Here is an 11,394-nt window from a genome sequence, read left to right as displayed (position 1 = left end):
GCTGCGCCTGGCCCAGACGGCCCAGAAATTGGTCCAAAGCCCGCTTGCCTTTGCCCGTCTGGTCCGCGCCAACCTCATGCACCTGCGCCGCATCGACCGCCTAATCGGAGACGACCGCAGCCCCAGGGGCGCTCCCAATCAGATGGTGTTGCTATGAGCCCGAAAATTAAACCGGACAGCAGTGGGTCAAGCCCGGCCATGACGAATTAAGCAAAATGGCAGGGCGTCCGAGTTTTTCCTCGAGCCTGTTAAGCCAACCCGTGTTCCATCACCTGGGCCAGGCGGCGGGCGAAGGCGACCGGGTCGGTCGGGGCCTCGCCCTCGACGATGCGGGCCTGGTCGTAGAGCAGCCAGGCCTGGTCGTCGATGCCTTCGCGGCCCTTGGCCTTGATGGCGGCGGCCAGCGACTTGATCAGCGGGTGACGCGGATTGATCTCGAGCACGCGCGGCTGTTCGCGATCCAGCTGGCGATGGGCCTTCAGAAGCTTTTCCAGATGCATGCTCATCTGGCCTTCCTCGATCACCAGGCACACCGCCGAGCTGGTCAAACGTTCCGATGCCTTGACGTCCTTGACCGCGTCGCCCAGCGACAGCTTCAGCCCGGCGATCAACAGGTCGAGATCGCCGGAATCGGCCGGGGCCGGCCGATCGGCATCGGCCTTGTCGTCGCCCTTGATCTTGCCCAGGTCCAGGCCGCCCTCGGTCACCGCCTTCAAGGCCTTGCCCTCGAACTCGCCGACCGCCGGCACCCAGAACTCGTCGATCGGGTCGGTCAGCAGCAGCACCTCGATGCCCTTGGCCAGGAAGCCTTCCAACTGCGGGCTCTTCTTCAGGGATTCCACCGAATCACCGGTGGCGAAATACAGCGCCTCTTGCCCGTCCTTCATGCGGGCCACCGCCTCGGCCAGCGAGGTCCAGCCGTCGGTGGCGGTCGAACGGAAGCGCGACAGCGCCAGAATCTCGGCCTTACGCTCGAAATCCTCGTAGATGCCTTCCTTCAGGACTGGGCCGAACTCTTCCCAGAAGGTCAGATAGGCCGCCTGATCGTCCTCGGCCTTCTTCTTCAGCTCGGACAGCACCCGTTTGACCAGGCCGGTCTTGATCTTGGCCAGCACCGGATTGTGCTGCAGCATCTCGCGGCTGACGTTCAACGGCAGGTCCTGGCTGTCGACGATGCCCCGAAGGAAGCGCAGATAAGGCGGCAACAGCCCTTCGGCCTGGTCGGTGATGAACACCCTTTTCACGTAAAGCTTCAGGTGGTTCTTGCGTTCCGGGCTGAACAAATCGAATGGTTTCGACCCAGGAACGAACAGCAGGCCGGTATATTCGATGGCGCCTTCGGCCTTGTAATGGATGGTCAGGAAGGGCTCGTCGAAGGCGTGGGCGACGTGGTGGTAGAATTCCTTGTACTGCTCGGTCGAGATGTCCGACTTCGAGCGGGTCCACAGCGCCGAGGCGGAATTGATGGTCTTATCCCCCTCGCCCCCGCCATCGCCCTCGGCCAGGATAACCGGAATGGCGATATGGTCGGAATAGCGCTTGATGATCGATGTCAGGCGGTGGGCTTCCAGGAATTCCTTGGCATCGTCGCGCATGGTCAGGGTGATCGACGCACCGCGGGCGGCCCCTTCTGCCGGCGCGATGGTGAAGCTGCCCTTGCCGTCGGATTCCCACGCCCAGCCGTGCTGCTCGCCGGCCTTGCGGGTGACCACGCGCACTTTGTCGGCCACCATGAAGGCCGAATAGAAGCCGACGCCGAACTGGCCGATCAGCGCCATGTCCTTCGACTGGTCGCCGGACAGGCGGCTCATGAACTCGGCGGTGCCCGACTTGGCGATGGTGCCCAGGTTGGCGACCAGATCGTCGCGATTCATGCCGATGCCGTTATCGGCGATGGTCAAGGTGCCGGCGGCCGTATCGACGGTCAGGCGGATCTTGTACTCGCCGTCGCCCTCGGCCAGATGCGGCTCGGTCTGGGCGGCGTAGCGCAGCTTGTCGCAGGCGTCCGAGGCGTTGGACACCAGTTCGCGCAGGAAGATCTCCTTGTTGGAGTAGAGCGAGTGGACGACGATTTCCAACAGCTTGGCCACTTCGGCCTGAAACTCACGCTTTTCTTCAGCCATGATCCCTTGGTCCCGTTTTCTTAGAAGGGGTTGAGCGGCCCCTGATATGAGGCAGCTTTGGAAAGGTTGCAAGCCCGCCTCAAAAGGGGAAAAATGGATACCCCTCTCTGTTCCGGTTGCCCTGGGGCAATCGAATCGTTATGTATAGCGGCCCTGCGGCCCAAGGCCCGCCGAAAGCGGCCGTTCCGGCGCGGGGAAAAGAAGACGCAGGAGACGTAAATGCAGAATTCCCTCCAGATCACCTTCCACGGCATCGACCACTCCGACGCGGTGGAAACCCGCGTGCGCGAGAAGGTGGGCAAACTGGAGCTTTTGTTCGACCGCATCACCACCTGCAAGGTGGCGATCGAATCGCACCACAAGAACTCGTCGAACCTGCACCACAAGGGCGACGCCTTCCATGTCCGCATCGACCTGGCCGTTCCCGGTTCGGAACTGGTGGTCAAGCGCGACTCGGACGAGCACGAAGACATCTATGCCGCCCTCAAGGGCGCCTTCGCCGCCATCGAGCGCCAGCTGAAGGAATATGTCGCCCGCAGCCGCGGCGACGTGAAGGCCCGCGCCAACGTCTAAGACGTTGCGGTTTTTTTAACGTCTAAGACGTTTCGGGTTTTTGCCTGCGCTTGACATCGGGCGCCGATTCCCAAAGGGGGGAGTCGGCGCCCGTTCGCCTGCCTACCCCATCGGAATTTTCGATTACCCTCTTTCGGGCTGTTGATGTTTGCCGGCAATGGGAGTAGAACTCCGCCGTCTTCGCAGGTGCGGAATTACGCACCGACGTCTTGCCCCGAGCCCCATCCATGAACATCGACCTGGCGCGTACCTTTCTGGAAATCGTCGAAACCGGCAATTTCAACAAGGCCGCCGAACGCCTTGACATCACCCAATCGACCGTCTCGATGCGCATCAAGGCGCTCGAGGACGAGTTGGGCCGCCCGCTGTTCATCCGCTCGAAGACCGGTACCGGCCTGACCGCCGCCGGCCTGCAATTTCGCCGCTATGCCGCCAGCCTGGTCCGGGTGTGGGAACAGGCCCGCCAGGAAATCGCCCTGCCGCCGGGCTTTCGCACCGTGCTGAATGTCGGCGGCCAGTTCTCGCTGTGGGACCGCCTGCTGGTGCAGTGGATTCCGTGGATGCGCACCGCGCTGCCCGACGTGGCGCTGAGGGCCGAGGTCGGCCTGTCCGACGGGCTGATGCGGCAATTGTCGGAAGGCATGCTGGATATCGGCGTGATGTATTCGCCGCAAAGCCGCCCCGGCCTGCATATCGAGAAGCTGCTGGACGAGCGGCTGGTGATGGTGTCGACCAAGCCGCGCGCCGTCGAGGAGTGGGACGAGGATTACGTCTTCGTCGATTGGGGGCCGGAATTCCGCCAGGGCCACGGCCAAGCCTTCCCCGACCTCAAGACGCCGGCGGTGTCGGTGGGCTTGGGGGCCTTGGGGCTGCAGCACGTGCTGGCCCATGGCGGCACCAGCTATTTCCCGATGCGCACGGTGCGGTCGTACCTGGCGGCCGGCCGCCTGTTCGAGGTGACCGGCGCCCCGGATTTCCGCCGCCCGGCCTGGCTGGTCTACAGCCCCGACGACGGACGCGGCGAATGGTTCCGCACCGCCCTGGAAGGCCTGCGCTACGTCGCCTCGCTGGAAAGCGAAGATTAAGATTTGTCTGTGCGGCCCGTGCCGTTTTAGGCCGACATTTCCTGCATATGAGCCACCAGGGCCAGGACCATTTCCGGCTCGACGCCGTCGCGGGTCATCATGCGGCGCAGGACCTCGTCACCCAGCAATTCATGCAGATCGGGCTCGGCATTGCCGAGATAATCGCTGCGACAGCGGCGCGAACGATTGCCGATCATGACCGTGCCGGTGCCCCGAGAGGCAAAGGGCGTGGCGGGCGAACAGGCTGCCTTGAACATGCGAGTCCCCTTTCCTGCAGCGGTGATCCTGGGGCCACTATACACTGAGTCCGACCGGGTTTGTCGAGTAATCAGAGAGCATAGAACCGGTGATAAATCTGTGACGTAAATTGCTGCATCGCAAATACTGCGCAGCAACTCTAAAATATCAGGAGGAGACCCTATATGGGAAAGACGGGCGCTGAATTCAAGGGGGGCTTTGCTTGACATGCGTGGGCGCGGCTATCCCCTGGCCGGAATCGGCTGCATGGTGGCGGCGACCTCGGTGTTTGCCGTCATGGACGCCCTGGTCAAGGCGCTGATGGCCGATTATCCGGTGGTCGAGGTGCTGTTCTTCCGCGCCGCCTTCGCTTTCCTGCCGCTGGCGCCCCTTTTGTGGGCGGCCGGACGAACGGCCTTGGTCACCGCCCGGCCCTGGGCCCATGTGGTGCGATCAAGCATCGGCATCGCCGCGGTCACCGCCTTTTTCCTGGCCTTCGGCGCGTTGCCGCTGGCCCAGGTCACCGCCATCGCCTTCGCAGCACCCCTGCTGATGACCGCCCTGTCGGTCCCGGTCCTGGGCGAGGTGGTCGGGCCGAAGCGCTGGGCCGCGGTGATCCTGGGCTTCGCGGGAATCTTGCTGATCACCCGGGCGACGCCGCCGGCCGCCGGCTTAGGACTGACCGCCGCCCTGGTCGGAACCCTTTTGTATGCGGTGGTGATGGTGCTGATCCGCCAGATGAGCACGACCGAACGGCCGGTCACCATCGTCGCCTGGTTCACCATATCCTGCACCATAGGCAGCGGAGCGGCCCTGCCGTGGCATTGGGTGACGCCCACCATCCAAGACGGCATGCTGCTGGCATCGGTGGGCGTGCTGGGGGGGCTGGGGCAGATTCTGATCACCCAGGCGCTGCGGCTGGCCCCGGTTTCGACCGTGGCGCCGTTCGATTACCTGCACATGGTCTATGCGGTGGCGTTCGGCTGGCTGTTCTGGGGCGAGGTACCCGACCCGCGCATGCTGGCCGGGGCGGGGCTGATCGTCGCCTGCGGGCTGTACGTCCTGCACCGCGAGGCGAGGAAACCTAGCGCCTAGGGGCCAGCGGCTCCGAGCGCACCCGCTCGACCGGGGCGGCGCGCGGGGCGGGTTCAAGCACCGGCGCGGCCAGGGGCGCGGCGTTGGACGCCGCCGGCAGCATGGTCGAGCGATGGCCGACGATCACCGACACCGTCGATCCCCACATCGAGCCGCGCTCGACCTGCACGGTGGCGGCGCGGTCGCCGCGCACATAGCTCATCACCGAAATGCCCGAGGTGACGGCCATGATCGGCTCCCAGCCGAATTGCGGCATCTGGACCTGATAGAAGGCGGCGGCCTCGGGGCCGGGCTTCCACAATTTCATCACCACCCGCCCGGTCCAGCGGTCGCGCTCGCCCAGGATCAACGAACGGTCGTTGTCCATGGTGGCACCCGACGGGATCGGGATGTCGGTCAGCAATTGGAAGTCGATGGGCGCGCCGGGATCGCCGGCCTGGGTCTGCGGCAACGAGGTCGAGGCCCCACTGCAGCCAGCCAGCAGCAGGGCAATCCATCCGGCGACAAGAATCGAGCGCGCTTTTCCCATGGCGCTCAAATTAGCCGAATCGGCCAGCCCCCACAAGCCAGAGGCGCAACCGACCGTCCCGACCCCATCATTTTGAATCGAGCGGGTAATCGGCCAACCGCCGATAATCCGGTCCGCCGCGCCCGAGATGGCTTTGGTACAGGTGGAAATGATCGATGGCGAAGGGATCGACCCGAAAGGGCGAATGGTGGAGGATGAAGTCCTGCACCCGCCCGGGCGGCGATGCCTTGCAGCGGGCCAGGGTGACGTGCGGGGTGTATTTGCGCCCCTCGGCCACCAGTCCGGCCCGGCCCATCGCCGCCTCGACCCGTTCTTGCAGATGGAACAGGGCCGGCACGCGCTCGACCCCCGCCCACAATGTGTGGGCGACCCGGCCGCCGAACGTGCCCAAGCCCTCCAGCCCCAACGAGAAGGCGGCGGCCCGCACCCCCAGCAGGGCGGCATCGATGTCGGCGGCCTGGGCCTCATCGACCTCGCCGATGAAGCGAAGGGTGATGTGCAGGTTGGGGGCCCCGCTCCAGCGCGCCTCGGGGACGCCGCCGGCCATCGCCGCCAGCCGCTCGGCCACAGAATCCGGCAGGGACAGGGCGACGAACAGCCGGATCATCTTTAATGACTGACCAGCACGGTCAGCACCCCGGTATAGCCGTACAGCCGCTCGCCCGAAATCTCGCCATTGGCGAAATAGCCGATCAGCGGCACGTCGGGCCCCAGGGCCTGCTGCACCATCGCCGCCTCGATCCCGGCGGCGCCGAACATCGCCTCGCCGCGGCCTGTGCAGGTGACGTAATGGGCGGCCAGCGGCCGGCGCCGATCGAGGCGGCGGGTGACGTCGGCCAGCATGCGGGCCAAGTCGGCCCGCGCCGTCTGCGGATCGCGGCGCACGAACATCAGCCGGCTGCCCAGGCGCAATTCGTCGCCGACCACCAGCCAGCCATTGCGGGGGTCGATCCCCAGCAGCGAGCGCACCTGATAATCGCCCCGGTCCGAGCCGGCCACCGGCAGCGCCACATGGATATAGCCGGCGGCACGCTTGAGATCGCGGGCGATCAGCTCGCCGGCCTCTTCCTTCAGCACCTCGATGGCCGGACGGCCGTCCAGGCTCATCAAGGCGGCGTCCCACGCCTCGGTGACCAGATGCTGGCCGCCCAGCGGCGCGCAGCCCTGGGTCAGGCCGGTCACCGCCTGTACCTTCGCCCCCAGCACCAGCCCCGACAGCGCGCCGCCGACCACCTGGCCGGCCACCTGGGCGCGTTCTTCGGCGGCACCGACCAGACCGCCGGTCAAAAAGCCGATGCCGTCGGCGGCGGCCACCAGCGAGGCCGGCAACGCCGCCTCGCGCGGGTTGGCGTGGACCATCGCCAAGGTCGCGCCCTGCCGCTTCAGCCACGGCGCCATCCGGATCGAAAAGGCCGCCAGGTCGGCATTGGTGAAGGGCAGGAAGGAATCCTCGGGCAGGCGGCCGACCATCACCGCCATGGCATCGCCGCCGCGCAGCTCGGCGTCGCCGGCCACCACGCCCGGCACCGCCGCGCCCACCCAGGCGTTGATGCGGGTGGTCTCGCGCAGGAAGGTCAGCACCGACGACAGATCGGGGGCGAAGCGTTCGGCGACGTAGACGATGCCGAGATTGGCCCCGGCCACCGCCAGCCCGACCCCTTCCAGGCAGGCCTTGGCCGCCAGGCCCCAATGGTCGGATCGGGCCGCCCCGCAGGCGAAGCTCATCGCTTTCCTCCGTCGTCCTTCAGCAGGCGCGCCACCGAAGGCGCGATCCGCTCGACGATCACCGTGACGCCTTCGGCGGTCGGATGCAAGCCGTCCTTCTGATTGAGCTTGGCCTGGCCGGCGACGCCGTCCAGGAAAAAGGGGTAAAGCGGGACGCCATGGCGCGTGGCGACCTGGCGATAGGCCGCCAGGAAGGCGTCGCCATACTCGCGGCCCAGATTGGGCGGCGCCAGCATGCCGGCCAGCAGCACCTTGACGCCCCGACTTTTCAGCCGGCCGACGATGGCGTCGAGATTGTCTTGCATGCGGGCCGGCTCCAGCCCGCGCAATCCGTCATTGGCCCCCAGTTCGACGATGGCGGCATGCGGCTTGTCGGCCAGGGCCCAATCCAGCCGGGCCAGCCCGCCGGCGCTGGTATCGCCCGAGACGCCGCCATTGATGACCCGGACGTCGAGCCCTTGCGCCCGCAAGGCGCGTTCCAGCTGGGGCGCGAAGCCCTGGTCGGCGGCCAGACCGTAGCCGGCGGTCAGGGAATCGCCCAGGGCCAGCAGGCGCAAAGTCTCGGCGCCGGCCGGGCCAGCGTTGACAAGCAGGGTCATGGCGCCATATCCGAGCAGCAAGACCCGTCGCCATCCCCCAATGAAAGCCAAGCCGATCATGAGTGGTTCTTCTTCCCAGCCTTTGGTGGAATTGGACGAGGTCCATCTCAAATTGGCGAGCCAGGCCGGTCCGGTCAATGTCCTTGCCGGGGTTTCGCTGTCGGTGGCCGAGGGCGAAACGGTCGGCGTGGTCGGACCGTCGGGCTCGGGCAAGTCCAGCCTGTTGATGGTGATCGGCGGGCTGGAGCGGGCCAGCGCCGGGCGGGTCATGGTCGCCGGCCAGGATTTCGGCCGCCTGGACGAGGACAGCCTGGCCCGGCTGCGCCGCGAAAGCTTGGGCATCGTCTTCCAGAATTTCCACCTGATCCCGACCATGAGCGCCCTGGAAAACGTCGCGGTGCCGCTGGAACTGGCCGGCCGCCCCGATGCCTTCGAGCGTGCCCGCGAGGAACTGGACGCGGTCGGCCTGGCCCATCGGCTGGATCACCGCCCCGGCCAGTTGTCGGGCGGCGAGCAGCAGCGCGTCGCCCTGGCCCGCGCCTTCGTCATCCGCCCGCACCTGCTGCTGGCCGACGAGCCGACCGGCAATCTGGACCGCGCCACCGGCCAGGCGGTGATCGAGCTTCTGTTCGCCCGCCACCGCGAGCTGGGCACCGCCCTGATCCTGGTGACCCACGATCTTGATCTGGCCGGGCGCTGTTCGCGGGTGGTGCATATGCAAGACGGGCGCCTGTCATGAGCCTGGCCGCCCTTCGCTTCGCCCGGCGCGAATTGCGCGGCGGCCTGGCCGGCTTTCGCATCCTGATGGCCTGCCTGGCCCTGGGGGTGGCGGCGATCAGCGGCGCCGGCTCGCTGAAGGCCGCCTTCCACGCAGCACTTTCGCAGGATGCCCGCGCCCTGCTGGGCGGCGATCTCGACATCCGCCAATCCTATCAGCCGGTGACCGAGCCCCAGTTGGCCGCCCTGAAGCAATTGGGCACGGTCAGCCAGGGCGCCGATCTTCGGGTGATGGCCCGCTTCGGCGATGCCCGCCGGCTGGTCGAGTTGAAGGCGATCGACCGGCTTTATCCGCTGGTCGGCCGGGTCACGCTGGAGCCGGCGCAGGACCTGACCGCCGCGCTGGCGGTCCAAGACGGCATTCCCGGCGCGGTGGCCGAGGCCGGATTGCTGGATGCGCTGGGCATATCGCTGGGCGACACCATCCGCATCGGCGATGCATCGGTGCAGGTGCGTGCCCTGCTGGTCGCCGAGCCCGACCGCGTCGCCAACGCGCTTTCGTTCGGGCCGCGCCTGGTGGTCGGGCTGGAGCTTCTGCCGACCACCGGCCTGCTGCAGCCAGGCGCCCTGGTGCGCTGGTCGACCCGGCTGGTGCTGGACAACACCAGCCCGGCCCAGGCCAAGGCGCTGCTGGCCGAACGCTTCCCCGACGCGCCCTGGCAGGTGCGCGACACCAGCGAGGCCGCCCCCGGCCTGGGCCGCATCCTCGACAATATCGCCGCCTTCCTGACCCTGGTCGGCCTGACCTCGCTGCTGGTCGGCGGCATCGGCGTCGCCAGCTCGGTCAAGGCGGTGATGGACGGAAGGCTGCGCTCGATCGCCGCCCTGAAGGCGGCCGGGGCCGGCTCGGGGGTGATTTTCGCCACCTACGCCCTGCTGGTCGGCGGCCTGGCCCTGGCCGGCATCGTCGCCGGCCTGGTGGCGGGCGGCCTGCTGCCCGGCCTGGTGGTGGCCCTGGCCGGGGATGCCCTGCCCATCGCGGCAAAGGTCGGGATCTATCCGCTGCCGCTGATGGTGGCCTTCGCCTTCGGCCTGCTGACCGCCCTGGTGTTCGGACTGGCCCCTCTGGCCCGCGCCGCCCGGACGCCGGCGACCCGATTGTTTCGCGGTCCGGCCGAGGAACCGACGGCGCTGGGCTGGCCGGTCCTGGCGATCATCGGGGTGGCCGCCCTGGCCATGGCCGCCCTGGCGGTGGCCAGCGCCGACCGCAAGGGTCTGGCGGCGGTGTTCGTGGCCGCCGCACCGGCCACGCTTCTGCTGTTTCGCGCCCTGGCCTGGGCCTTGGCCGGGCTGTCGGCCCGGCTGGCGCGGCGGCGCACCGGCCTGTTGGCCCATCCGGCGGCCCGTTTGGCGCTGGCCAACCTGTACCGGCCGGGCAGCACCATCGTCGGCATGGTGATCAGCCTAGGCCTGGGCCTGACCGTGCTGGTGACCACCGCCCAGGTCGAGGGCAACCTGGCCCGCCAGTTCGGCGAGAAATTGCCGGCCGAGGCCCCCAGCTTCTTCTTCATCGACCTGCAGCCCGATCAGGCGGCCTGGTTTGACGACATCGTACGCAGCGCCGATCCCCAGGCCCGCATCGAACGGGCACCCATGGTGCGCGGCCGGGTGGTGGCGCTGAACGGGGTGCCGGCGCAATCGGTGACGGTGGCCCCGGAAGCCGAATGGGCCTTGCGCGGCGATCGCGGCCTGACCAGCGCCGCCGACATGCCGCCCGGCACCCGGCTGGCGGCCGGGGCGTGGTGGACAGCCGACCATGCCGGCCCGCCGCTGGTGTCGCTGGACGCGCCGCTGGCCAAAGGATTGGGGCTGGGCCTGGGCGATCACGTCACCTTGAACGTGCTGGGACGCGAGATCGTGGCCCGGGTCGCCTCGCTGCGCGAGGTGGAATGGTCGTCGCTCAACATGAATTTCGCCTTCGTGCTGTCGCCCGACGCCCTGGCCGGCGCGCCGCATACCTGGCTGGCGACGGTGCATGCCGATGCCGCCCACGAATCGGCGGTCGAGCGCGCCGTCACCGACCGCCTCGCCAACGTCTCGGCGATCCGGGTCAAGGAAGCCCTGGGCTCGGTGCGCGATCTGGTGGCCCGCGCCGATCAGGCGGTACGCCTGGCCGCGCTGGTCACCCTGGCCGGCGGCGCCCTGGTGCTGGCCGGCGCGGTGATGGCCGGCCATCGCCGCCGGGTGCGCGAAGCGGTGGTGCTGAAGGTGCTGGGCGCGACCCGGGCCGATCTGTGGCGGGCCTGGCTGGTGGAATTCGGTGCGGTCGGGGGCGTGACCGGCCTGCTGGCCGGCGCCATCGGCACCCTGGCGGCCTGGGCCATCCTGGTCTTCGTGATGAAGGCCGATTGGGTGTTCCTGCCGGCGATATTGGCCGCCACCCTGGCGGTCTGCGTCAGCGCCAGCCTGGCCGCCGGCTTCGCCGGAACCTGGGCGGCCACCGCCGCCAAGGCCGCCCCAGAGCTCCGAGCGGAGTAAAACTCCGCTCGGATTATGCCTGTGGCGCGCCCGATCCCGGGCCGGCTCAATCGCCGCTCGGGCTTTTTCGCACAGTGCCAAGCCCGGCGGCGTCTGATACCGGCGAACCTACGAAATGACCTGCTGGACCCAGGGCTGATAGCAGAGGCTTTTGACCCTGTCGCTGTCGGCGA

At 67.8% G+C, this 11,394-nt stretch carries 11 protein-coding genes and 1 pseudogene; 6 read left to right on the top strand and 6 right to left on the bottom strand.

Going from position 1 to position 11,394, the window contains the following annotated elements; all coding sequences use genetic code 11:
* Nucleotides 1-157 (top strand): annotated as a pseudogene (locus tag A6A05_RS21970) (IS4 family transposase); the annotation flags it as partial.
* 91 nt (nucleotides 158-248) lie between these two features.
* Here the strand turns inward: A6A05_RS21970 and htpG are convergent.
* Nucleotides 249-2,123, bottom strand: coding sequence for a molecular chaperone HtpG (gene htpG / locus A6A05_RS18160; protein WP_068504310.1), 1,875 nt, complete (start codon nucleotides 2,121-2,123; stop codon nucleotides 249-251).
* A gap of 219 nt (nucleotides 2,124-2,342) precedes the next feature.
* Between htpG and hpf the strand changes: the two genes are divergently transcribed.
* Together hpf and A6A05_RS18150 are read left to right on the top strand one after the other, a co-directional pair.
* Nucleotides 2,343-2,696 (top strand): ribosome hibernation-promoting factor, HPF/YfiA family, encoded by a 354-nt coding sequence (gene hpf / locus A6A05_RS18155; RefSeq protein WP_068504308.1) that lies wholly within the window; start codon nucleotides 2,343-2,345, stop codon nucleotides 2,694-2,696.
* Nucleotides 2,697-2,923: 227 nt separating this feature from the next.
* Nucleotides 2,924-3,781: a LysR family transcriptional regulator gene (locus tag A6A05_RS18150; protein WP_068504306.1), complete on the top strand. Its 858-nt coding sequence runs from the start codon at nucleotides 2,924-2,926 to the stop codon at nucleotides 3,779-3,781.
* A gap of 26 nt (nucleotides 3,782-3,807) precedes the next feature.
* On the opposite strand, the gene A6A05_RS18145 is transcribed toward A6A05_RS18150, so the two are convergent.
* Nucleotides 3,808-4,038 carry a hypothetical protein gene (locus tag A6A05_RS18145; protein ID WP_068504304.1) on the bottom strand — a complete coding sequence of 77 codons (231 nt, stop codon included), beginning with the start codon at nucleotides 4,036-4,038 and terminating at the stop codon, nucleotides 3,808-3,810.
* Between the two features lie 208 nt (nucleotides 4,039-4,246).
* On the opposite strand from A6A05_RS18145, the gene A6A05_RS18140 reads away from it, so the two are divergent.
* Nucleotides 4,247-5,113 carry a DMT family transporter gene (locus tag A6A05_RS18140; RefSeq protein WP_068504302.1) on the top strand — a complete coding sequence of 289 codons (867 nt, stop codon included), beginning with the start codon at nucleotides 4,247-4,249 and terminating at the stop codon, nucleotides 5,111-5,113.
* Here the strand turns inward: A6A05_RS18140 and A6A05_RS18135 are convergent.
* The 4 genes from A6A05_RS18135 to A6A05_RS18120 all read right to left on the bottom strand — a co-directional run bounded on the left by A6A05_RS18135 (nucleotide 5,103) and on the right by A6A05_RS18120 (nucleotide 7,966).
* Nucleotides 5,103-5,642, bottom strand: coding sequence for a hypothetical protein (locus A6A05_RS18135; RefSeq protein ID WP_068504315.1), 540 nt, complete (start codon nucleotides 5,640-5,642; stop codon nucleotides 5,103-5,105). The two genes, A6A05_RS18140 and A6A05_RS18135, sit on opposite strands and share 11 nt — an antisense overlap.
* Nucleotides 5,643-5,709: 67 nt before the next feature.
* On the bottom strand, nucleotides 5,710-6,249 hold the full coding sequence (gene thpR / locus A6A05_RS18130) for an RNA 2',3'-cyclic phosphodiesterase (RefSeq protein ID WP_068504300.1): 540 nt from the start codon (nucleotides 6,247-6,249) through the stop codon (nucleotides 5,710-5,712).
* A gap of 2 nt (nucleotides 6,250-6,251) precedes the next feature.
* Nucleotides 6,252-7,367 carry an FIST signal transduction protein gene (locus tag A6A05_RS18125; RefSeq protein ID WP_068504299.1) on the bottom strand — a complete coding sequence of 372 codons (1,116 nt, stop codon included), beginning with the start codon at nucleotides 7,365-7,367 and terminating at the stop codon, nucleotides 6,252-6,254.
* Nucleotides 7,364-7,966, bottom strand: a complete 603-nt coding sequence (locus tag A6A05_RS18120; RefSeq protein ID WP_068504313.1) for an arylesterase — start codon at nucleotides 7,964-7,966, stop codon at nucleotides 7,364-7,366. Before A6A05_RS18120 ends, A6A05_RS18125 begins: the two co-directional genes overlap by 4 nt.
* Nucleotides 7,967-8,024: 58 nt before the next feature.
* Between A6A05_RS18120 and A6A05_RS18115 the strand changes: the two genes are divergently transcribed.
* Both A6A05_RS18115 and A6A05_RS18110 read left to right on the top strand, forming a co-directional pair.
* On the top strand, nucleotides 8,025-8,705 hold the full coding sequence (locus A6A05_RS18115; RefSeq protein WP_068504312.1) for an ABC transporter ATP-binding protein: 681 nt from the start codon (nucleotides 8,025-8,027) through the stop codon (nucleotides 8,703-8,705).
* The gene (locus A6A05_RS18110) at nucleotides 8,702-11,221 is read left to right on the top strand and encodes an ABC transporter permease (RefSeq protein ID WP_068504297.1); all 2,520 of its coding nucleotides are present in this window, start codon (nucleotides 8,702-8,704) and stop codon (nucleotides 11,219-11,221) included. The genes A6A05_RS18115 and A6A05_RS18110 overlap by 4 nt, the downstream gene beginning before the upstream one ends.
* Nucleotides 11,222-11,394 lie beyond the last annotated feature (173 nt).

Origin of the sequence: Magnetospirillum moscoviense (assembly GCF_001650635.1) — a bacterium.
Taxonomy (GTDB): Bacteria; Pseudomonadota; Alphaproteobacteria; order Rhodospirillales; family Magnetospirillaceae; genus Magnetospirillum; species Magnetospirillum moscoviense.
This window is presented reverse-complemented; position numbering and strand designations above follow the sequence as displayed.